The organism is Rhodococcus sp. FH8, assembly GCF_019266085.1.
GTDB classification, from domain to species: Bacteria; Actinomycetota; Actinomycetes; order Mycobacteriales; family Mycobacteriaceae; genus Rhodococcus_F; species Rhodococcus_F qingshengii.
The window spans coordinates 418269-438957 of sequence record NZ_LPNQ01000057.1 but is presented as its reverse complement, the minus strand read 5'-3'; the positions used below and the strand labels follow the sequence as shown (position 1 = coordinate 438957).

The 20689-nt window shown below is 62.1% G+C and carries 20 protein-coding genes and 1 pseudogene; 7 read left to right on the top strand and 14 right to left on the bottom strand.

Annotated features, from left to right (window positions below; genetic code table 11):
- Positions 1 to 3 precede the first annotated feature (3 nt).
- The 5 genes from ATN38_RS04725 to ATN38_RS04705 form a co-directional block, all read right to left on the bottom strand.
- Positions 4 to 1695, bottom strand: a complete 1692-nt coding sequence (locus tag ATN38_RS04725) for a GAF domain-containing protein (protein WP_042921348.1) — start codon at positions 1693 to 1695, stop codon at positions 4 to 6.
- A 27-nt stretch (positions 1696 to 1722) separates the two neighbouring features.
- Positions 1723 to 2418 (bottom strand): hypothetical protein, encoded by a 696-nt coding sequence (locus tag ATN38_RS04720; protein ID WP_218747653.1) that lies wholly within the window; start codon positions 2416 to 2418, stop codon positions 1723 to 1725.
- 19 nt (positions 2419 to 2437) lie between these two features.
- A complete protein-coding gene (locus ATN38_RS04715; RefSeq protein ID WP_003946336.1) occupies positions 2438 to 2770 on the bottom strand; it encodes a cupin domain-containing protein in 333 nt (110 codons plus the stop codon).
- A gap of 84 nt (positions 2771 to 2854) precedes the next feature.
- On the bottom strand, positions 2855 to 3346 hold the full coding sequence (locus ATN38_RS04710; protein WP_047272583.1) for a dihydrofolate reductase: 492 nt from the start codon (positions 3344 to 3346) through the stop codon (positions 2855 to 2857).
- A gap of 2 nt (positions 3347 to 3348) precedes the next feature.
- On the bottom strand, positions 3349 to 4149 hold the full coding sequence (locus ATN38_RS04705; protein ID WP_003946427.1) for a thymidylate synthase: 801 nt from the start codon (positions 4147 to 4149) through the stop codon (positions 3349 to 3351).
- Positions 4150 to 4235: 86 nt separating this feature from the next.
- Between ATN38_RS04705 and cobF the strand changes: the two genes are divergently transcribed.
- The 4 genes from cobF to ATN38_RS04685 all read left to right on the top strand — a co-directional run bounded on the left by cobF (position 4236) and on the right by ATN38_RS04685 (position 8345).
- Positions 4236 to 4976, top strand: a complete 741-nt coding sequence (gene cobF / locus ATN38_RS04700; protein WP_218747652.1) for a precorrin-6A synthase (deacetylating) — start codon at positions 4236 to 4238, stop codon at positions 4974 to 4976.
- Positions 4977 to 5052: 76 nt separating this feature from the next.
- A complete protein-coding gene (locus tag ATN38_RS04695; RefSeq protein WP_003946342.1) occupies positions 5053 to 6219 on the top strand; it encodes a GGDEF domain-containing protein in 1167 nt (388 codons plus the stop codon).
- A gap of 43 nt (positions 6220 to 6262) precedes the next feature.
- Positions 6263 to 7438, top strand: coding sequence for a diguanylate cyclase (locus ATN38_RS04690; RefSeq protein WP_218747650.1), 1176 nt, complete (start codon positions 6263 to 6265; stop codon positions 7436 to 7438).
- A gap of 40 nt (positions 7439 to 7478) precedes the next feature.
- A complete protein-coding gene (locus tag ATN38_RS04685) occupies positions 7479 to 8345 on the top strand; it encodes an Fpg/Nei family DNA glycosylase (protein WP_003946349.1) in 867 nt (288 codons plus the stop codon).
- On the opposite strand, the gene ATN38_RS04680 is transcribed toward ATN38_RS04685, so the two are convergent.
- The gene (locus tag ATN38_RS04680) at positions 8338 to 9213 is read right to left on the bottom strand and encodes a LysR family transcriptional regulator (RefSeq protein WP_218747649.1); all 876 of its coding nucleotides are present in this window, start codon (positions 9211 to 9213) and stop codon (positions 8338 to 8340) included. The genes ATN38_RS04685 and ATN38_RS04680 overlap by 8 nt on opposite strands.
- A 72-nt stretch (positions 9214 to 9285) precedes the next feature.
- Between ATN38_RS04680 and ATN38_RS04675 the strand changes: the two genes are divergently transcribed.
- Positions 9286 to 10518, top strand: coding sequence for an MFS transporter (locus ATN38_RS04675; RefSeq protein WP_218747647.1), 1233 nt, complete (start codon positions 9286 to 9288; stop codon positions 10516 to 10518).
- Between the two features lie 30 nt (positions 10519 to 10548).
- On the opposite strand, the pseudogene ATN38_RS04670 reads toward ATN38_RS04675, so the two are convergent.
- The 6 genes and pseudogenes from ATN38_RS04670 to ATN38_RS04645 all read right to left on the bottom strand — a co-directional run bounded on the left by ATN38_RS04670 (position 10549) and on the right by ATN38_RS04645 (position 16495).
- Positions 10549 to 11327: pseudogene (locus tag ATN38_RS04670) on the bottom strand (DUF427 domain-containing protein).
- 57 nt (positions 11328 to 11384) lie between these two features.
- Entirely contained in the window at positions 11385 to 11861 is a 477-nt protein-coding gene (locus tag ATN38_RS04665) for a nitroreductase/quinone reductase family protein (protein WP_003946395.1), read from the bottom strand.
- A gap of 199 nt (positions 11862 to 12060) precedes the next feature.
- The gene (locus ATN38_RS04660) at positions 12061 to 13854 is read right to left on the bottom strand and encodes a DEAD/DEAH box helicase family protein (RefSeq protein WP_218747645.1); all 1794 of its coding nucleotides are present in this window, start codon (positions 13852 to 13854) and stop codon (positions 12061 to 12063) included.
- The gene (locus ATN38_RS04655; RefSeq protein WP_218747644.1) at positions 13854 to 14714 is read right to left on the bottom strand and encodes an SDR family oxidoreductase; all 861 of its coding nucleotides are present in this window, start codon (positions 14712 to 14714) and stop codon (positions 13854 to 13856) included. Before ATN38_RS04655 ends, ATN38_RS04660 begins: the two co-directional genes overlap by 1 nt.
- A 59-nt stretch (positions 14715 to 14773) precedes the next feature.
- Entirely contained in the window at positions 14774 to 15676 is a 903-nt protein-coding gene (locus ATN38_RS04650) for a dihydrodipicolinate synthase family protein (protein ID WP_218747643.1), read from the bottom strand.
- Positions 15677 to 15709: 33 nt separating this feature from the next.
- A complete protein-coding gene (locus ATN38_RS04645; protein ID WP_054831664.1) occupies positions 15710 to 16495 on the bottom strand; it encodes an aldolase in 786 nt (261 codons plus the stop codon).
- Between the two features lie 166 nt (positions 16496 to 16661).
- Here ATN38_RS04645 and ATN38_RS04640 point away from each other — a divergent pair, with 166 nt between their 5' ends.
- Both ATN38_RS04640 and ATN38_RS04635 read left to right on the top strand, forming a co-directional pair.
- The gene (locus tag ATN38_RS04640) at positions 16662 to 17252 is read left to right on the top strand and encodes a helix-turn-helix domain-containing protein (RefSeq protein WP_003946400.1); all 591 of its coding nucleotides are present in this window, start codon (positions 16662 to 16664) and stop codon (positions 17250 to 17252) included.
- Positions 17249 to 17674, top strand: coding sequence for a hypothetical protein (locus ATN38_RS04635; RefSeq protein ID WP_054825559.1), 426 nt, complete (start codon positions 17249 to 17251; stop codon positions 17672 to 17674). The genes ATN38_RS04640 and ATN38_RS04635 overlap by 4 nt, the downstream gene beginning before the upstream one ends.
- A gap of 7 nt (positions 17675 to 17681) precedes the next feature.
- Here ATN38_RS04635 and ATN38_RS04630 read toward each other — a convergent pair whose 3' ends face one another.
- Positions 17682 to 19154, bottom strand: coding sequence for a carboxylesterase/lipase family protein (locus ATN38_RS04630; RefSeq protein WP_218747642.1), 1473 nt, complete (start codon positions 19152 to 19154; stop codon positions 17682 to 17684).
- Entirely contained in the window at positions 19151 to 20680 is a 1530-nt protein-coding gene (locus tag ATN38_RS04625) for a carboxylesterase/lipase family protein (RefSeq protein ID WP_218747641.1), read from the bottom strand. The genes ATN38_RS04630 and ATN38_RS04625 overlap by 4 nt, the downstream gene beginning before the upstream one ends.
- Between the last annotated feature and the right edge of the window lie 9 nt (positions 20681 to 20689).

The following is a 20689-nucleotide window of genomic DNA, read 5'->3' as shown; positions in this document are numbered from 1 at the left end:
GATCTAACGACCGGATTTCGGTCGATTCGAGTTGGTGCGACCGAGCGGTACTCGCCAGAGCAGGCGTGCACCGCTCGGATCGTGATTGACGATCGTGCACGTACCGCCGCAATGTTCGGCGCGGCGCTCCAGATTGTGCAGTCCACTCTTGTGGAAGTCGGAGGGGAGTCCGACGCCGTCGTCCTCGATCGTGATCGCAAATTCGACGTCCGCGGTGACAGCGATGGTGATGTGGCGTGCGTGTGCATGCCGAAGGACGTTGCTCAACCCCTCACGCAGCACGGCTTCGGCGTGCTGGTGGATCCCGGGATTCACCAGAGTGTCGATGGCGCCGGAGAATTGGACGCTCGGGGTCACCGCGGACTGTGCGGTGGCGTCGCCGATGACATCGAGGAGGCGTCGGCGCAGGCTCGACGAATCGGTGGCCGTCGGAGTCTGCAGATCGAAGATGGTTGTCCGAATCTCGCGGACTGTCTTGTCGAGCTGTTCGAGAGATCGTTTGACAATCGCGCGCGCCGACTCCGGGAGGGTCTCGTCCGGAAGCGTGCTCTGCAGGCTCATTCCGCTCGCGAACAGTCGCTGGATGACGTTGTCGTGCAGGTCTCGTGCGATGCGGTCGCGGTCGGCGAGAACGGACAACAGGCGTTGCGCCTTTTGTTTCTCGTCGAACTCGATTGCAACGGAGCCGAGTTCGGCCATCGACTCGATCCGGGTCAGTTCGTCGTGATCCCAGTGTGTGTTGGTGGAATTCGACGCCACGATGACCGCGCCGACTACACCCGAGGCGACGCACATCGGTGCCACGACCGCACTCCCAGCCGACGGCACCAGTTCGGTGAGTGCGCCTAAAGTGGTGAGTACCTGTAGCTTTCGAGTGCTCCGCACCACGTCGAACGGATAAGTGGTCGCCGGGATTCTGACTCCACGTGACGTGGTCCGGGCGCTGGCCGCGGCGTGAACCTGTGCGTAGCCGTTCTCGCAGATCACCACGATCACGTCGTCGACGCCGGTCAGGTCCCGAACGCGACTGGCAAGAAGTTGCAGGCCGTCCTCGAGCGAGTCACCGGCCAGCAACCGCGAGCGGATGGCAGATGTTGCGGTGAGCCATCTTTCACGAGTTCGTGACTGCTCGAACAGTCGGGCGTTTTCCACAGCGATACCGGCTGCGATGGCGAGGGCTTCGAGAATGACCTCGTCTTCCTGGGTGAACTCGGCCTGTCCCCGTTTCTCGGTCAGGTAGATGCTTCCGAACACCTTTCCCCGCATCATGATCGGCGCCCCGAGGAAGCTCTCCATCGGTGGATGATTTGCGGGGAATCCCACCGATTCGGGATGGTCGCCGAGATGGGCCACACGCAAAGTCTGCGGGTGATTCATCAGAACACCCAGCACGCCATGACCTTCGGGGAAATGTCCCATGGTCGCGCGTTGGGACCCGGAGATTCCCTCGTACACGAATTCCGAGAGCCCGCCCCCCGGCGCCGCGACCCCCAGGGCGCCGTAGCGGCAATCCAGAACCGTTGTCGCAGAGGTGATGATCCGTTGAAGCGTCAGGTCGAGGTCCAGGCCGGAGCCGACCACCAGGACCGCCTCGAGCAGGCGGTGGAGTGTCGGTATGTCGGCATTGGAATCGCCCAGACGGTCGAGCAACTCGCCGAACGTACGTGCCGGACTGTGACCCGAAGCTTCGACCATGGTCGAAGCATATCGCCTCACCGAACGTCAGCTCTCCTGGCGGCGACCTTCCCACCACGACGACCAGTGATGCTTGATCTCGTCGAACTCGTCATCGGTCAGGTCGTAGGTGGTCAGCAGGATGGACATGCCTCCGTCGGGCCGCTGCGCCGTCACCGACTGGGTGGCGACAGACAGCAGGCCAGGGCCGAGATCCTCGACTGTCAACCCGAATTGGTGGTCGGTGACGTAGTCGACTACGCCTTCGAAATAGTCGCCGGGAGCGATTGTCACCGCGTACCGACTTCCCGCTTCCAATTCGATTTCGGTGAGCCCGAGGACGCTTGCCACGTTCTCACCGGGGAGCAGAAGGCCGTCGAGATAAATGGTTCTACGCTCGGCCAGTCCGTGGTGCTCCACTGCGAATCTGAGCAGCTGGAGGAATGTCGTCCAGCCCTCGGTGATGTCGTCGTACCAGTCGTCGTCGGCAGATTTGGCCGGCCGATCGATGCGGACGACCGTCTTGCCGTCCTGTTCGCGAAGTGAGAAACGGTCGCCGTTTCCGAGTTTCAGCGTCAACGCCTCGGGGTCGGCCTCAGCGGTGGAGTAGATCTGGGTGATTTCGTCGTCGAGTCCGTCGTACTCCCAGCCGAACCAACGTCGAATCAGCGACGGGTCGCGCAGCGCGGGCCAGAGTACGGACGGGGCTGCGACGACGGACACTTCGATCACGGTTTCGCTCACGCGGAAGACGCTACCGATTTCAGCCCTTCATGGCGACGGTCAGTAGAAATGCAACGTCTTCGAGCGCTTCGACGCTGTGCCGGTCGGCCGGGACGGTCAGGAAATCACCCGTGGATCCTTTCCACTGGTCGCTCCCACATACAAGATTCAGCTTCCCGCTCAGTACCAACAATGTGGCTTCGCCCGGACTGTCGTGTTCGGCGAGGCTCTTGCCGGCGCTCAGCGCGATCACCGTCTGTCGCAGGCTGCGCTGGTGGCCGCCGTAGACGGTTTGTGAACTGCGACCGCTGGTCGCCGAGCCCGCCAGTTTCAACTGTTGGCGAGCGAGAGCGGTCAGTGACTTCTTGTCCATCGAAGACCTCTCGGAAGCGGTGAATGTCCTTCTTGGAGTATGACCGACTCACTCGCGAGGTGCCTCGTTATCGGCGGAAGTCGGTCAGCGCGTGTACTCCAACCAGCGGAAGCGCAGGCCGCTCTTCTCCGAGGTCTGCCAGGGCTCGTCGGATTTCAGGTTCCATTCGGGGCCGATCTCGGGAGCAAAAGCATCGCCGGCGATGTCGAGGTCGATCTCGGTCACCAGTAGATGCGTTGCGAATGGCAGTGCAGCCGAATAAATTTGCCCGCCACCGACGACGAAGACGTCACCGTCCGGCAACGCCAGGGCGTCGTCCAGCCTGTGGACTACCTCGGCGCCTTCGGCGTGCCATTGCGGATCGCGTGTGACGACGATGTTCCGACGCCCGCTGAACGGACGGAACTTCGATGGAATGGAGTCCCAGGTGCGCCGCCCCATGATTACCGGATGGCCCATGGTGACGCGTTTGAAGTAAGCCATGTCCTCGGACACGCGCCACGGGATCGAGTTGTCGGCGCCGATGACGCCGCCGTGGGCCTGCGCCCAGATGAGGGTGACTGTGCGATCGGTCATCGTCAGACCGCTACCGGGGCTTTGATCGCGGGGTGGTGCTGATAGTCGACGATCTCCACGTCCTCGAAGGTGTAGTCGAAGATGGAGTCGCGCTTGTTCAGCTTCAGGGTCGGCAACGGCAGCGGTTCGCGGCCGAGCTGCTCGGTCACCTGGTCGACGTGATTGTCGTAGATGTGGCAGTCGCCGCCGGTCCAGACGAACTCGCCGACGTCGAGTCCGGCCTGCTGGGCCATCATGTGGGTGAGCAGCGCGTAGCTGGCGATGTTGAACGGAACGCCGAGGAACATGTCGGCGCTGCGCTGGTACAGCTGGCAGGAGAGCTTGCCGTCGGCGACGTAGAACTGGAAGAAAGCGTGGCACGGCGCCAGGGCCATCTGCGGAATGTCGGCGACGTTCCACGCCGAAACGATGATCCGCCGCGAATCGGGGTTGGAGCGCAGAGTCTCGACGGTCTGCGTGATCTGGTCGATGTGCTCGCCCGAAGGGGTGGGCCAGCTACGCCACTGGACGCCGTAGACGGGGCCGAGTTCACCGTTCTCGTCGGCCCACTCGTCCCAGATGGAGACGCCGTGCTCGTGCAGCCACGCCACGTTGGAGTCGCCGCGCAGGAACCACAGGAGTTCGTTGACTATCGACTTGAGGTGGACCTTCTTGGTGGTGACGAGCGGAAAGCCGTCGGCAAGATCGAAACGCATCTGGTGACCGAAGATGCTGCGGGTGCCGGTTCCGGTTCGATCGGATTTGGCGGTACCCGTCTCCATGACGAGCCGGAGGAGGTCTTCGTAAGCAGTGGAGACAGTCACGGGAATCAGTCTAGGGCCTGCCCTGCTGTGCGCCTTTATTAACCTCCGGCGGTTAATAAGGGCGCACGGCAATATAGCCTCGGCACATGCGCGAACTCTTGGTGATCGGTATCGGTGCTGGTGATCCCGACCAGGTGACGGTTCAGGCGATCAAGGCTATGAACAGGGCCGATACCTTCTTCATCATCGGAAAGGGTGACGAGAAGCAGGCCCTGGTCGACTTGCGCACCGGCCTTCTCGACGAGCACGTTCACCTCGACTACAAGGTGGTCGAGATCACGGACCCGCCGCGGGACCGAACCCCCACCGATTACGAGGGGGTTGTCGAGGACTGGCACGAGCGTCGGGCCGCGAAATTCGAAGCGGAATTCGCGGCCGAACTTGGCGTCGGCGCGATTCTCGTCTGGGGTGATCCCTCCCTCTACGACAGCACTCTGCGGATCGTCGAGCGCGTGCTCGCTCGCGGGAGAGTTTCGTTCGACTACTCCGTCATCCCGGGAATCACCAGCGTGCAGTCGCTGGCTGCACAACACCGAATCGTCCTCAACCGAATCGGCGAACCCATCCACATCACGACCGGCCGCAAACTGGCCGAGGGATTGCCCGACGGCGTGGACAATGCCGTCGTGATGCTCGACGCGCATTGCACCTTCACTCAGGTAAGCGAAAACGACGCCGAGATCTGGTGGGGCGCGTACCTCGGGACCCCGGACGAGGAGTTGATTTCCGGCAAACTGCGTGACGTCGAAGATCGGATCGTCGCTCGCCGGGCGGAGTTGCGTGAGAAGCACGGTTGGATCATGGATACGTACCTCGTTCGGCGCTGACAACCGACCCTGAATTTGCCGCCTCGATCCTGCACTCTTGGTCCCGAACGACGGTCCGCGCACCTATGATCTGCGCATGACATCGTTCGGGCAGGACCGACTGCAGTCGATTCTGCCCGCGCCGCGTGGCCGTGAAAAATCAGCTGTGAAGTCGGCTTTCGGCCTTCTGGTTCAGTGGTATCGGCGTCCTGATCAATTCGACAGTTTCAATCGATACCTCGCCACGAAGGGCCTGGAGCTAGCTGTCCGATTGCTGGTCATCGGCTCGCTGACGACGGTCATCATTGCGATGACTCTGCTGCGCTTCAGCGACGCGGGCGTGCACAACCACGTCACCAGCGTCGTCAACGCCGTTATCATCGCCGTCACGATTGCGGTGATCGTGCTCTTCTGCCTTCTGCCCGAAATCACGCGTCGGTGGTCGTACTTCTTTGTCGCCTACTGCGAGGTCGGCGTATTCGTCGGTGTGTTCTTGAACAACGACCCTTTCATCGGGTTGATCCAGTGTGTGCTCTTCGTACTGATCGGTGGTTACATCGCGTACTTTCACAACGCGAGACTCCAGGCGATCCACATCGCGCTGTCCATCGTGATTCTGGCAGTGGTCGGCCGAAAGGTCGCGGTCTACGCGGATCCTGCGTTGGCCACAGCACTGTGCCTGATCATCGCCACCGGGATCGTGGTCATCCCGTTCGCCTGCCAGTTCGTCCTCTCACTTCTCGGCTCCGACGCGGACAGTTCGGATGTGGATCCGTTGACAGGGCTTCTGAATCGGCGCGGGCTGCAGCGAGCTGTTGTCGAAATGGGGGCGACGGGGCATGCGTCGAGCAAGTCGTCGTATGTCGTCGCGATTGTCGATGTCGATTCGTTCAAGAGCGTCAACGACTCACAGGGGCACGAAGAAGGCGATCTCGTACTTCGCCAGATTGCTGATCGACTGCGGTGGTGCGGCGGCGAGAAGGCGCTCTTCGCCAGATTCGGTGGGGACGAGTTCGTGTTGGTAGACACGATAGACGTCGGCGCAGCGCCTGCGTTCGAAGACAATCTGCGAAGGCACTTGCGAATCGACGATCGTGATCCGGTAGTGACCACCAGCGTCGGAGTCGCGATCACCTCTGCCGAATGGTCGTCGATTATTTCCGACGAGGAGTTGACGGAACTGTTTCGAGTAGCCGATGCCTCGATGTACCGCGCGAAGGCCGCCGGCGGCGATCGGGTTGTGATGTGGGACGGCAAACAGTGAAAATTGTCTGATTGCGGGGAGTTGACTGGATTACCCTGACCCTATGGAATCTGCCGAGAGTGTTGAGCGTTCGGACGCCGTGGCGTCTCGACGACCGCTCTCGGGTCCCGCGTTCCGGCTGATCTCTTCTCAACTTGTCGATTGGTATCGGCGTCCGGACCAATTCGACACCTTCAATCGCTATCTCGCGGACAAAGGGTTGACCGTCGCCTCGCGGTTTCTCGTCGTCTGCTCGTTGGTGCTGGTCACCGTGATCATGTTCCTCACTCGCTTCAGTCCACAGGGCCCGACCACTGCGCACGCGCGCACCGCGAACGCAGTCATCATGGTCATAACCGTGATGATGGCCGTCGCCCTCTCGACGAGGCGCAATCTCTCCCGTTCCTGGTCTTACGCCTTTGTGCTCTACTCGGAAGTGGGAATAGCGGCCGCAATGCTGCTGTACTCCAATCCACTTGCAGCACTGGCACACGCCGTGATGTTCTCGGTGATCGGCGGATACATCGCGTTCTTCCACAATGCTCGAATACAGAGCCTTCACATGTTGTGGGTACTCGTCGTGGTCATCGGCATCGTGACACGTACGGCGGTGGTCGAAAACGATGTGGATGTTCCGGTTCTGGTCGCGTTGGTAGTACTGGTCGGCGCGGCAATCTACGTGATTCCCTTTGCCTGTCAGTTCATTTTCTCCATCCTCGGCACCGACGCGTTGAACTCGCAATTGGACCCACTGACGGGACTGCTCAACAGGAGGGGACTGGCCGACGAAGTGCGACTGTTGCTGGAGCGGTCGTACACGCACTCGGCGCTCTTGGTAGTCGCCGCCGTCGACATCAATCGATTCAAGGCCATCAACGACGAGTACGGACATACCGTCGGTGACGCTGTGATCGAAAAAGTCGGATCGAGACTGGTCGAATGCGCCGGCCCGGCGGCCTTGATCGCACGGATAGGCGGCGACGAGTTCGTCATCGTCGATTCGGTCGATCAACGCTCGTTCCATCGACTCGAACATGAGCTACTCCGTTCGACGATCACCTCGCCCGATCATCCCGAGGTGGCGATGAGCGTCGGAATCGCGAAGATTGCAGGGCCTTTCGAATCAGCGGATGATGCGCTGGTCGCATACCCGACTCTGCTGCGGCGAGCGGATCGGGCGATGTACTCCGCGAAGGCACGCGGTGGGCATTCGGTGGTGCTGCAGACGGAAACGGACTGAGCGCGCTGTGAGTGTCCGTGGTCGGCGTTAGTCTGTTGCCATGCCTGAACTACCCGAGGTGGAAGCGCTGGCAGGGTTCCTTCGTCAGCACGCGGTCGGCGCAGTGGTGGGACGCGTCGACATCGCTGCATTGAGTGTGCTCAAGACCTTCGATCCGCCGATCACTGCTCTGCAGGGGCGTGACGTCACGGGCGCCGCCCGCTTCGGGAAGCATCTGGCTCTGGATTGCGACGGGCTGTGGTTGGTCACGCATCTCTCCCGTGCCGGCTGGATGCGCTGGCTGGACAATCCATCGGCGACGCCGCCGAAGCCGGGGAAGGGGCCGTTGGCGCTGCGCGTTCATTTCTTCACACCCGAAGGTTCGACGCCGGCATTCGATCTCACCGAAGCCGGCACCAAGAAACGCCTCGCCGTCTGGGTCGTGAACGATCCGCAGGAGGTTCCGGGCATCGCCCGGTTGGGGCCGGACGCGATGGCTGTGACCGAAGCCGAGTTCGCACAGATTCTGGGCGGAACGTCGGCGCGGATCAAGAACTCGATAGTCGATCAGTCGTTGATCGCCGGTATCGGGAACGCCTACTCGGACGAGATCCTCCACACCGCGAAACTCTCGCCATTCGCGACCTCGTCGCGGCTGACGCCGGATCAGATTTCGACGCTGTATGCCGTGATGCGATCCACGCTGGCCGACGCGATCGAGCGTTCGGAAGGTCAGGACGCGGCCCGGCTCAAGGGTGAGAAACGCTCGGGGATGCGAGTACATGCTCGTACCGGACTTCCGTGCCCGGTGTGCGGTGACGTCGTACGCGAAGTGTCGTTCGCGGAGCGTTCTTTTCAATACTGCGCGACGTGCCAGACCGGCGGTAAGCCGTTGGCGGACAGGCGAATGTCGAAACTGCTCAAGTAGCGAACTGCGCTGCGAGTAGTTCGACGAACTCGCGGGCGAGTGCCGACGAATGGGTGGGTTCGGTGATTGCGTGGACGATCCGATGCGGCGCATCGGTGATCGGAATACAGACCAATTCGGAGTGCAGGGCGCTCATGGACTGGGGGAGCAAACCTACGCCCAGGCCGTTGGCGGTCAGTGAACAGATCAGGTCTACCGAGTTGGCTTCAAGTGTTTTTCCCCGAGGGACCTGTGATTCGGCGAAGGCTTGGTCGGTTTGGACACGGGCCTCGCTGCCGGAGGCGAAGTCCACGAGAGTGTGATCGCGTAGGTCTTCGAGCCTGATCGACGAAGCCTGGGCAAAGGGATGGTCGGGAGCAACGAACGCTGCGGTGGGTTCACTCCACAGTGGCGCGGCGGCAAAGCTCTTGGGTAGGCGACCTGCGGCCAATCCGACAATGCCGACGTCGATTGCACCGGACCGGACTCCTTCGATAACTACTTCACTGCCGTACGGTCGCGCGGTGATGTTGATTGCAGGGTGGCGCCGTGTCAGATCTGCCAGCGCGCGTCCGACGTCGACGCGCCCCGCCGAGGTGATGGTGCCGACCGTCAACCGCACTTGCTCGTTGCTCCGTGCGGAGACATCACTGACGAGTCTCGACACGGCGCCGAGTACCTCGCGGGAGCGGGCGACAAAAACCTCGCCTGCAGCAGTCAGGCCGACGTTTCGGCTGTTCCGGTTGAACAATTCGACTCCCAGTTCCTTTTCGAGGTCTCTGATCTGGGCACTCAAGGCGGACTGGGAAACGTGCAACCGCGACGCTGCTCGGCTGAAGTGTCTGTCTTCCGCGACTGCCAGGGCGTAGCGGATGTGACGTAGTTCCATTGCACCAATCTATCGTTTCTGGAGATAGATCATGCATATCTATCTATTGGACGCGCGTCGGTGTAGGCGGTCATGCTTAACGACATGATTTCAAGCGACGCGCGTCCGAGGCTCGGACTACCGATAGTGCTGCTGATGGCTGCAGCGACGGGCCTGTGCGCGGGCGGTAACTATTTCAACCAGCCACTCCTCGATTCCATCGCAGATCACCTGAATGTGTCGGCCTCCGCAGCGGCCGCGACGGTGACCATCGCGCAGGTCGCGTATGCACTCGGATTGATACTTCTGGTTCCGGTGGGCGACATGGTGGACCGACGCAAGCTGACGGTAGGGCTCATGCTGCTGGCGGCGACCGGTCAAGCGGTCAGCGGATTTGCGCCCAACTTTGCCACGCTTGCAGTGGGAATCGCTGTCGCTGGAGTCTTTTCGGTCGCCGCCCAGGTGCTGATTCCGTTTGCCGCCTCACTGGCCGAACCTGAGAGGTCCGGTCAGGTGGTCGGCACGATCATGAGTGGACTGCTGATCGGAATCCTGCTGGCGCGAAGCGTTGCCGGCGTCCTCTCCGGACTGGGAGGTTGGTCGACGGTATACAAGGTTGCGGCGGTGCTGATGGTGGTGATGGCCGTGGCATTGTGGCGATCTCTGCCTTCCGATTCCGCAGATCGCCCGAAGGCAAGCTACCGCGCAACGCTCGCTTCGGTAGGGAAGTTGGCTGCGACCCTGCCGCGCCTGAGAACCCGATCGGCCATGGGCGGACTGGCTTTTGCTGCTGTCAGCACCGTCTTCACGACGATGGCCTTTCTTCTGTCCGGCGAATTCGGCTACAGCGACACTCAAATCGGCTTGGTCGGACTACTCGGTGTGGCGGGAGCTTTGATGGCGACGGTGGCGGGCAGGCTGGCCGATCGGGGATTGGGTCAGCTGGCGACCGGCGGCGCCATCGCGATTCTCTTGGTGTCGTGGCTTCCCTTTGTCGCCGGTGCCACCCACGTGGTGTGGTTTCTCGTTGCCATCGTCCTTGCCGACCTCGCGCTGCAGGGAGTGCACGTCAGCAACCAGAACGTGATCTACGCCCTTGTCCCCGAAGCACGTTCGCGTGTGAATTCCGTGTACATGACCACCTACTTCGTCGGTGCTGCCGTGGGCTCGGCGGTGGGGTCAGTGGTGTGGAAGTCGTACGGCTGGAACGGAGTATGCATCGCCGGGTTGGTCTTCTCCGTTGCAACGGCGATGGTGTGGGTGCGTGATCGCCGACTGGGGACGGCAGAACTGCGAATCCCGGAATCCCCTGTTGCAGTGGGATAGGCACCCACACCTTCTCGGCTCCAGCACCTTTCAGATTTCGGCACCGTCCACCAGGATCTTGCCGACGCGTTCGGGAAAGAACGACACGTGGTCGTCGATCCCGGACGCTTCGGCGGTAGTGAACGGATAGAACCACGCCAGATCCTCGATCGGAGCGAGTTCGGTTGTGCCGGTGAACGACAGATACGACGCAGTGCCCTTGTAGGGGCAGGCCGTGGTGGTCGGGGACGGCGCAAAGTACTCGCTGTGAACGTCGATTCTCGGAATGTAGTACCGCGTGGGCAGTCCGGTTTCGAAGAGCAGTCTGGGTCGTCTCGTCTCGGCGACCAGTACGTCGCCGACAAAAACCTGGACGTGGCGGGACGAGGGGAGTGCGTCGATACGTACGTATGGATCGCGGGCGTGGACAAAGACCTGTTGATCCTCCTCGTACCAGGCGTCCATGCGATCCCAATAGAATGCGACGTACTCACTCAGATCCAGGGAACCGTCGAACTGTTCAGGGTAGGTCCAGACGGCGTCCTCGGCCCGGCGATCCCCGATCTCGATCGTCCAGTAGGTGGCGTCACCTTTCCATGGGCAATGGGTGGTCGTCGACGTCGGGACGAGGAATTCGGTACGAACGTCCGCGAGGGGGATGTAGTACATCGGCAGGCGGCCGCGTTCGAAAAGGTATACCGAACGAGTGGTGTCTGCGACGGCGTGACCAGCGAAGAAGGCTCGAATTCGGCGGGGGTCGGCTCCAGTGCGATCCGCCCGTTGGAAGCTGTGATCTGTGTGTCTTCTGCGTGAGTCAGTGCTGTGGACATTCGCGAATGCTCCTGAGATCGGCAGGGTGGTCCTTCCCATCCTGCGCCCGGCAGCAGTTATTTGACAGGTTGGAGTCGAAATACGCGGATCTGGCGCCCGAATGCTCGATCGGCGTAGGTTTCGTACGGCGGCCACGTGGTGGTCGCGAGCTCCCACAGCTTCTTACGCGTGGCGCCCTCCGCCAGACTCGCACCGACCGGTATTTCGACGCCCTTCACTGTCACGATTGCGGTGGGGTTTGCCATCAAATTGAGTGTCCATGCTGGATGCGTATCCTGCCCCCAATTCGAACCGACGACGACAAACGCATCGCCGTCGGGTGCGTACAGGAGTGGCGTGGTTCGAGAACGGCCGGTCTTACGGCCCGTCGTGGTGAGCAGTAGCTGAGTCACGGTGTTCTCTCCGACCAGCGAGAGCTTGCCTCCCGACACTCTCTGCACTGCTCGATCGAGCGGAACCAGATCCTTGCCGAGATCCGAGAACCATTGTGTATGGCCGACATTGCGCATCAATGACCGGTAGATATTGCGCATCGGACCCCTCGCATTCTCGGCACTGTTTCGAGGCTGGTGCACCTCGACTCGGAAGAGTCTGCCACGTCAGGTCACAGATACCTGAGTCCCAAGGTCCCGAAAGGAATGAAGCGGTCAGCCGAATTCGGTTTTGGTGGAGTGGAATTGGGGCATACCGCCGAAACCGTTCGTTTGTGCGCGTTGGACGGTCGTTGGAAGATCAACCCTCCGAGGTCAAGACATCAGGCTCGAGCCACTCGACGCCGAGCAGTTCGGACAGCGACCGCAGACCGGATCGATCACCACCTTTCAGACCTGTGACCGAATTGAGATTGCGCAACATGACCGTGGCGACGTCCTCTTCCTTGGTGCCCACGCCGAAGGGTATGACCCACGGGCACGTCTGGTAGTCGCGATGCGACCGACCGAACGTCTGTTCTGCCGCGATCCCTGAGTATCGCGGTTGATGAAAGATTCCCGTCCGTGGCAACGGGGACGCGTGAGTGCCGTCCGGGAGTGCTTCGTTGGCATGGAGCGAGATCGAGGTCGTGACATTGAAGACGATGACCGGTGCGTCCCCGCGTTGAAACCGCAGACGTTGACCCTCCTTGTCCGGCACCGCACCGAACAGTTTTGCCACCGAGATCCCGGCGTCTTCGATCATCTCGACCAGTGGATCACCTGCCGTGGAGACGAATTCGACGGCCACCAACACCTGCTTGCCTGCCTTGACCTGCGCCTGCGCCCACTGTGCCGTCGACTCGGCGCGGATCATGCCCGCTTTCTGTCGGTAGCGCAGAACCAGCGCACGGCCGCGCGCGATGTTGCGACTCTTGCGGGCCAATCCCATTTCGTAGGCGTACTCGGCCCACTCCGTCTCGTACTCGGCGCGCTGGGCATGGGTGAGGTCGATCGGCATACCGTCGAGTGGAACAGGTCCCCACGGAGTCGGTCGATGAATCATCAAGGGCGGTTTGCTGTTCGACATCCACCCACGCACGGTCTCGAGCGCTCGAGATTGCAGCGTAGGTGATTCCTTCGCCTCTGCGCTCCACGTCCACTTCCCGTAGGACTTGTCCAGCGGAAGGCCGGACTCGACCAGCCTGGCGCCCAGGTCGGACCAGTACTCCGAAGGTTCTGAATGCAGCTGCGCGAAAAGCGGTGCCAGGTAACGCTGGTCGGCCGGCGTGTGTCCCGGTGTTGCCGTCACGGACAGGACGAACGGCGCTTTCTCGTGAGCATTCGAAAAGCGCGCGACCTTCTCGAATGCCGCCGTGCGCTGTGTGTCGTTGCTGTACAGCTGGGCCTCGTCGGCAATCACCACACCGAACGTGTACTTGGGGCGGCCGTTTCGCGCGATCAGCTTCTTCAATTGGTCAGGCGACATGATCAGCCAGCGGAACCCACCGTCGCCCACCGAGGCGATGGAATAGCGCCAATGCGGAATGGTGATCTGTGCGGGTCGATCGACGAGGACGAGGATGTTGGTTTCGCCGCGCTCCTCGGCGATCGTCTTGGCCGACATCACTGCGATCAGCGTCTTACCCAGGCCTGCATTGTCTGCCAACAGAAATCCGCGTTTGCCGGCGCGAGCGGCATCGACGACGGCTGCAGCCCCCGAAACCTGCTCGGGCCGAGGAATTTTGGGTGCAGCAACGGGACGTTCACCGGTGCTGTCATTGATGTCGTCCTCTACCCACTGCTGATAAGAGAAGGGGAGTGCCTTGAATGGAGCGAGTTCTACGGGCAACTCCGTACCGACCCACGCGTAGCTCTTCCATTTCTTGACGAACTGCGCACCAGGCGCCGGCGTCCGAAAGGGAACGTCGAGGAGCCAGACTCTCTCACCAGGGCCGGCAGTCGGCACATCCGGCATCGTCGCGCGTGAGCTCTTCTTTGCGACAGTCTTCTTCGGGGCGGTCTTTCTGGTCGTGTTCCTCTTGGGTGCAGCCTTCTTCGGTGCAGCCTTCTTTGCGGCAGCCTTGCGTGCCGTGGTTGCTTTGCGTGGTGGCATCAGGCGGTTTCTGCTGTGAGGAATTCACGCAGCGTGAGCGCAGGCCGGCCGACAAGGTCCTCCACGGTGCCCGTGATCAGCGCCAATTCACCCTGCGCGATTGCGGTGTACGTCGACACCCACGCGTCGAGTTCCCAAACGGGTGCGTTGTACGACGCCCGCGATTCGTAAGCTTCCTCGAGCGTTTCCTCGACGTACGTGGTCCGCTTGCCGGTGACTTCGGTGATGATGCTCGCGGCCTCGGAGAGCGTCAGTGCCTCCCGTCCGGTCAGGTTGTACGTCTGTCCGACATGAGAATCCAGATCCTGCAGAACCGACACAGCGACGGCAGCAATGTCGGAGCGCGCTACCGCGCCGACGAGACCGTCCCCTGCGGGTCCGCGGATCACACCGTCTTCACCGGCGAGAGCGGGTAGGAAATCGAGGTAGAAGCTGTCGCGCAGGAAGGTGAATGCGAGCCCGGAAGCGCGGATATGTTCTTCGGTGACCCAGTGATCGCGAGCGAGCGTGAACGTCGCGTCCGGAGCAGCGCCGAGGAAAGACGTGTACACGATGTGCCTGACCCCGGCCTCCGCGGCGGCGTCGATGAAGGTGCGGTGCTGATCCAGGCGATCTGCGCTTTCGGCCGCCGAGACCATGAAGAGGGTGTCGATTCCGGCCAGAGCCGCGAGAGCGCGCTCCTGATCCCCGTACGTGGTCTCGGCCGAATCGGCACCGGGGAGCTGCGGTAATCGGTTGACCGACCGTGCGATCAGCCGCTGCGGGACACCGGCGTCGGCCAACGACCGGGCCACCAGTCCGCCGATATGACCGGTCGCGCCGGTGACGGCGATCCTCGCAGACCGTGAATCTACGGACATGGTGCCCCTCCTTCGGTCGGTGTGCATCCCATCTTGCCGGAACCCACTCCCACGTCAGGTCACGACGCGACGATTACACCGCGAGCCACCGACAGAGCGTCGGACAAAGCTGTCCTGGTGTTGTCGTCGAGGGACAGCAGGGGCCGGCGGGGAAGGCCGGCGTCGACGCCGAGAGATTCCAACCCGGCTTTGACCGTCGACGGCAGTCCGCGACTGACGAGGACCTTCAGTAGCGGCTCGATCTGTTCGAACACAGCGGCGGCACCCGACCGATCACCGGATTCGAGTAGACGCCAGAAGTGCACCACCTGTTCGGGGGCCAGACACGGGGCTGCCGTGCACCATCCGCTTGCACCGGCAGAGAAAGATTGCAGTGCAAGAGGATTGCTGCCGTTGAAGAAGGGGATCGTGCCACCGCTCAGTTCGTTGATGCGGTTCATCCGGGTGATGTCGCCGGTGGATTCCTTGATCATCGTGATGCCGTCGACGGTGGAGACGAGATCGACGAGAAACTCCGGCGACATGTCGATCCCGGTGGTGGCCGGATTGTTGTAGATCATCGTGGGAATGTCGACGGAATCGGCCACCGCGGTGACGTGTTCACGAATCTCCTGCTCACCCAGATGCCAGTACGACGTGGGGAGGATCATCATTGCGTCGGCTCCGGCGTCTGCCGCGATCGATGCTCGGCGGAGTGCTCCCGTCGTCGTCAGATCCGACACTCCGACGACGGTGGGGACTCGGCGGTCGACGTAGTCGACAGTCTCCCGAGCTACCGTCTCCCACTCTGCATCGTCGAGATAGGCGCTCTCGCCCGTACTGCCGAGTGGGGCTATCGCGTCGACACCACTGCTGATCATGCTGTCGAGGAGCGTGTGTAGCGGCTTGGGGTCGAATGCTCCGGTGTCCCGGTCGAACGGGGTGATGGGATAGGCGACGATTCCCTTGATGGTGCTGCTCATGAGGCTCTCAGTTCTGTTGGTGGGAAACAAAAGTCAGTTGGTCAGTGTGTCGGGATGATTGCGGAGAGCGCGACGGGCGTAGTAAGCGAAGTTCGCCTCGCTGCGCCGAGGAGTCAGTGTCCAATCGTGTGCCTCCTTCGCCAGGCGAGGCGGTAGCGGCTTGATGTCTCCGGCAGCCATCGCCAGCAACTGCAGTCTGGCCGCTCGCTCGATCAGATGCCCGAGAGAGCATGCCTCTTCGACCGTGTTGCCGACGACGAGTTGGCCGTGGTGGGCGAGCAGAATTGCCCGCTTGTCGCCGAGTGCAGCCGAAATGATCTCGCCCTCCTCGTTTCCCACGGGAACCCCGGGCCAGTCGGCGAGAAATGCGCAGTCGTCGTAGAGCGGCGCGATGTCCATTTGGGAGACGACGAGGGGAATCTCGAGCATCGACAGCGCCGTCGCATGTAGTGGGTGTGTGTGGACGATGCAGTTGACGTCGGGTCGTGCGCGGTAGATCCAACTGTGGAACCTGTTGGCGGGGTTCGGCATGCCTTCCCCGTCGAGGACTTCGAGATCCTCGTTGACGAGCAGGAGGTTGTCCTCGGTGATCTCGTCGAACCCGAGGCCGAGTCGCTGTGTGACAAACGTTCCTGGCTGCTCACCGCGGGCGGAGATCTGTCCGGCAAGGCCGGAGTCGTGGCCGGCGTCCGACAGTGCCCGGCAGGTCAGTGCGATCTTCTGTCGAAGAGTCCAACTACCTGTCGTTACTTCGGTGAGCATCTTCGTCTCGGCGGTGGCCATGAGTTCCTGCTTGCTCGCATGCATCGTGTCGGTCATGGGGTGTGCCTTTCTCGGGACCCGGGAATCAATGACATTCAGTCACCTATAAGACACAAAGTGTCATATAGGGCGGAAATGTGCAACCCTCGATTCCTGCATCGCTGATCACCGCAGGTCAATGTATTGGTAGGGTGATGACACAAAGTCTCGTGAGGGGAACCGAATGGCAGCGTTTTTGCGAACACATCGGCGTCGTGCCGGTCTGACGCTCGAGGGCCTGGCCGAGCAGACCGGTCTGACGAAGAGCTATCTCTCCAAGGTCGAGCGGGGTATCAGTACCCCGTCGATCGCGGTGGCACTCAAGATTGCGCGTGTGCTCGACGCCGATGTGGGGCAACTGTTCTCGGACAGTATGGAGGGAAATGCCATGACGATCGTGCGCGCGAAGGACCGCGTGATCGACCCGGCCAACTCCGTGCAGTCTTCCGTCTACGATCCGATCGCGCCCTCACTGGTCGGAAAGGCCATGCAGCCGTTCGTGGTTCATCCGGCCTCGGTGATGGGTCCCAAGTTCATGGACCACACGGGAGAGGAGTTCGTGTTCGTGCATTCCGGATCCGTAGAATTCGAAATCCCCGGGCAGACGATGCACCTCGACGCCGGCGACAGCTTGTACTTCGACGCGAATACGCCGCACCGGATGCGGTCGGTGTCGGCGGATCGTGCGGTGGTGCTGGTTGTCGTCTACGACAAGCCTTCGGCTGGATCACCCAGCGGTGACTCGCTGGAAACGCACTGCGGGGTGGGCAGATGACGCTGGGGATCGACACGACACTGACGCTTCTCGCGGCCGGTCTGATCTTCCTTCTCTCCCTGTGCCTGGGAATCTGGAAATACCGACAGATGGCCACTTCGGACAATCACCTCGCCCATCCGTATGTCGACATCGCACACCGCGCTGCCCTGATGTACTCGTTTGCGACGCTGCTGATCGCGGTGTTCGTCGAACTCGGTGCGTGGCCGACGTGGATCAACCTGACCAGTGCCGCAGTGGTCGTGTTCTTCTTTCTCGCAGCGATATTCAGCTACATCGCTCACGGTGCGATGAAGGACACCGACAATCAGTTCGAGTCCGCCGGTCCGCCCCTGCACCTCGGGATGTTCCTGCTGATTCTCGGTGAGGTGGGCGGATTTGCCGTCCTACTCGCAGGTTTCGTGAAAGGTCAGTTCTTCTGATCGGGCTTCAGCGCCTGTGCTCGTAGCCGATCCAAGCCCGTCGACGCTCACCCATCGGGTCGTTCTCCACTCGGGACGTCTCGTCGAAGATCATTGTTTGCCGCTCCGGTACGGAGTAGGCGGGCCAATCCCGGTCCGCCACTCCGTGGCGGGCGAAATGGATCCAGTGGCGCTGCATGGTGGAGGTCACCGCAGTCAGTCCGCGGCGCCCACCGACCGCTGTCAAGGCCGCGGTGAGTGCATCCGAACGCCCGAAGACCGCAAGCAATTCGGTGGCGTGGGTAGCGCCCATGCCGACGAGTCTGAGCAGGCGAGGCGCAAAATCGTAGCGGTAACTGTAGGTAGGAGCTACCTGGCAATGACCCTGTGCGCAGAGTATCGCGGGCTCCCAGAACGTGATGTCGCCGCCGAGATCTGCGGCAGCAAACCGGTGCGGATACGTGGGATACGCCGCGAGCGCACGTGCTTTCACTTCAGGGGTGGTGTGGGAGAACATCTTCTCGATCCGAACCGGGTCGGTAGGCAAGATGTCGAGAACGCGCGGGAAGATTCTTCCCTCGTGGAGATTCGAACCGACGAGCAGCGGAACGGGGTGGGCGCGTCCGGCGGCGAACACGTCGAGCGGGTGTTCGGGAAGGACGTCGTCACCCACCACGGGGGCAAATGCCCGCGTTCCGGGTTCTTCGTCCGCGCCGCGGCGCGCAAGTTCTTCGCCGGCATCGACCAGGTCCTTCACCGAAGCGGAGCGCAGCCACGATGCCGGATCGGCATCCGGAGCCTGTGCGATCTCGAGGAACTCGCGTGCCCAACGGTGCGCTCGCTCTTTTCCGTATGCCGAAGCAGCCGGCGGACTTTGAGCGATGGCCCGGGCGAACAGCCCTCGTGCCGCCGGCGTTGCCATCAGAGTGGTGACCGCGTTGGCGCCGGACGATTCACCGAAGACGGTGACGGCGTTCGGGTCGCCACCGAAAGCGGCGATGTTGCGTTGGACCCACGTCAGCGCGGCGATCTGATCGCGCAATCCGAGGTTCGTCTCGAATGATTGTTCCGCAGTGGAATATTCACTGAAATCGAGGTAGCCCAACGCGCCGAGACGATATTGGATCGAGACGTAGACGATGTCGCCACGTTCGACCAGGCTCGTTCCGCGGTACATGGGCGTCGACGGATTCCCGCCGTTGTACGCGCCGCCGTGGATGAAAACCATGACCGGTCGCAACGAATCCGACGGTACCTGCGGAGCCACGACATTGACGAAGAGTGAGTTCTCGTCGAAATTGCTCTTGCGCTGCGGAGACGGAGAGCCGAATGCTTCCGCCGGGCGGACACCATGCCAAGCCTCGACCGGCTGCGGTGCGCGAAATCTCCGAGGACCGGTCGGGGCCGTTGCGTAGGGGATTGCTCGCCAGGTGCGCAGTCCTCGATCGAGGCGCCCGCGTACGACCCCGGAATCGAGAGTGATCTCGAGGGGGCTCGTCACGGTAGGGAGATGTCGGTGCCGTGGCTACGGTAACCGCTGTATCCCGCCCAGGCCAAGCGTTGTTCACGTCTGGGATCGTTCTCGACGCGGACGATCTCGTCGAAGATCATGGTCCGACGCTCCTGCCCCTCGTAGCGCGGCCACGATCCGCGCGGCGAGCCGTGCTCGGCGAAGTGAAGCCAGTGTCCCTGAACAGATTCGGTGACTGCGCGCAGTCCGCGTCGACCGCCGGGAAGGGTGAGGCCGCGCCCGACAAGGGTGCCACCGATGCCGAAGACTGCAAACATCTCGAATCCGTGTGTGGCGTCGAGGCCGAGCCAGCGCATCATCGTCGGCGCGAAGTCGAATCGGTAGGCGTACGTCGGCGCCGATTGTGCGTGCGCTTGCATCAACTCCACGGACGGGTGCCAGAACGTGACGTCTCCGCCGACGTCGATCGCGGACTGCTCGTCCGGGTAGCCGGGATAGGTCGCGAGGATGCGCTTCCCGGCCTCGGGATCGGTGAGGGCAAACATGGTGTCGATGCGCGACGGGTTGGTCGGAAGTGCGTCGAGCACCTTCGGGAACAGCGTCCCCTCCCGTCTGTTGGTGCCGATGATCATCGGCACCTGGTGTGCCGATCCTTCTTTGAATGCGTCCAAGGGGGAGCGCGGCAGGAAGTCGCCGTCGACGACCGGTCCGAAGGGATGTAGTCCAGGTGTGTTCGCGAGTACCTCGGCGCCCAGTCTGCTTCCGGCTCTGCCCAATTCGACGGCTGTCGCCGAGGTCAGGGCCTTCGCGGGTGGTAGGCCGGAATTGAGGATCTCGACGAAACGCGCGCCCCAGGCATGCGATCGCTGCGTGCTCGAGACCAGATCCGGAGCCGAACTCTCGGCGATAGCGCCGGCGAAGAGTCCCTTGGCGGCCGGAGTCGCCATCAGGGTGGTGACGGCGGTGGCTCCGGCGGATTCACCGAAAATCGTGACTTTTTCAGGATCCCCACCGAAGGCGGCGATGTTGCGTTGCACCCACTGCAGGGCCGCGACCTGATCGCGCAGTCCGAGGTTGGAGTCGAATACGCGCTCGGATGTGGAGAACGGGGTGAAATCGAGATAGCCCAGAGCGCCGAGTCGGTAGTTGATCGAGACGTAGACGACGTCGCCGCGTTCGACGAGGGACACGCCCGAGTACAAGCCGGTGGCCGAGGTCCCGATGGTGTTTGCCCCACCGTGGATGAAAACCATGACGGGACGCGGAGTATTGCCGGTGTTCGCGGGGGCGAGCACGTTGAGCGTCAGGCAGTCCTCGCTGCTCGGCTGGTACTTCCCGGGCGCGAGCAACAGCCCCTTCTTGTGTTGGACAGACGCGTCGCCGAACCTGGTCGCGTCGCGTTCTCCGGTCCACGGCGTGACCGGCTGGGGTCGCGTCAGACGCAGTGTTCCGACCGGCGGCCGGGCGTAGGGAATTCCGCGCCAGGCACGAAGTTTTCCCACCCGGCGGCCGCGCAGGGTGCCGTCGGCCGTGGTCACAAGTATGTCGGACGCCATGTCGCGACT

Coding starts and splice junctions, on each gene's coding strand:
- ATN38_RS04725 (WP_042921348.1), bottom strand. CDS start 1,695: ATGGTCGAAGCTTCGGGTCACAGTCCGGCACGTACGTTCGGCGAGTTG.
- ATN38_RS04715 (WP_003946336.1), bottom strand. CDS start 2,770: ATGGACAAGAAGTCACTGACCGCTCTCGCTCGCCAACAGTTGAAACTG.
- ATN38_RS04710 (WP_047272583.1), bottom strand. CDS start 3,346: ATGACCGATCGCACAGTCACCCTCATCTGGGCGCAGGCCCACGGCGGC.
- cobF (WP_218747652.1), top strand. CDS start 4,236: ATGCGCGAACTCTTGGTGATCGGTATCGGTGCTGGTGATCCCGACCAG.
- ATN38_RS04695 (WP_003946342.1), top strand. CDS start 5,053: ATGACATCGTTCGGGCAGGACCGACTGCAGTCGATTCTGCCCGCGCCG.
- ATN38_RS04690 (WP_218747650.1), top strand. CDS start 6,263: ATGGAATCTGCCGAGAGTGTTGAGCGTTCGGACGCCGTGGCGTCTCGA.
- ATN38_RS04685 (WP_003946349.1), top strand. CDS start 7,479: ATGCCTGAACTACCCGAGGTGGAAGCGCTGGCAGGGTTCCTTCGTCAG.
- ATN38_RS04680 (WP_218747649.1), bottom strand. CDS start 9,213: ATGGAACTACGTCACATCCGCTACGCCCTGGCAGTCGCGGAAGACAGA.
- ATN38_RS04675 (WP_218747647.1), top strand. CDS start 9,286: ATGCTTAACGACATGATTTCAAGCGACGCGCGTCCGAGGCTCGGACTA.
- ATN38_RS04665 (WP_003946395.1), bottom strand. CDS start 11,861: ATGCGCAATATCTACCGGTCATTGATGCGCAATGTCGGCCATACACAA.
- ATN38_RS04660 (WP_218747645.1), bottom strand. CDS start 13,854: ATGCCACCACGCAAAGCAACCACGGCACGCAAGGCTGCCGCAAAGAAG.
- ATN38_RS04655 (WP_218747644.1), bottom strand. CDS start 14,714: ATGTCCGTAGATTCACGGTCTGCGAGGATCGCCGTCACCGGCGCGACC.
- ATN38_RS04650 (WP_218747643.1), bottom strand. CDS start 15,676: ATGAGCAGCACCATCAAGGGAATCGTCGCCTATCCCATCACCCCGTTC.
- ATN38_RS04645 (WP_054831664.1), bottom strand. CDS start 16,495: ATGACCGACACGATGCATGCGAGCAAGCAGGAACTCATGGCCACCGCC.
- ATN38_RS04640 (WP_003946400.1), top strand. CDS start 16,662: ATGGCAGCGTTTTTGCGAACACATCGGCGTCGTGCCGGTCTGACGCTC.
- ATN38_RS04635 (WP_054825559.1), top strand. CDS start 17,249: ATGACGCTGGGGATCGACACGACACTGACGCTTCTCGCGGCCGGTCTG.
- ATN38_RS04625 (WP_218747641.1), bottom strand. CDS start 20,680: ATGGCGTCCGACATACTTGTGACCACGGCCGACGGCACCCTGCGCGGC.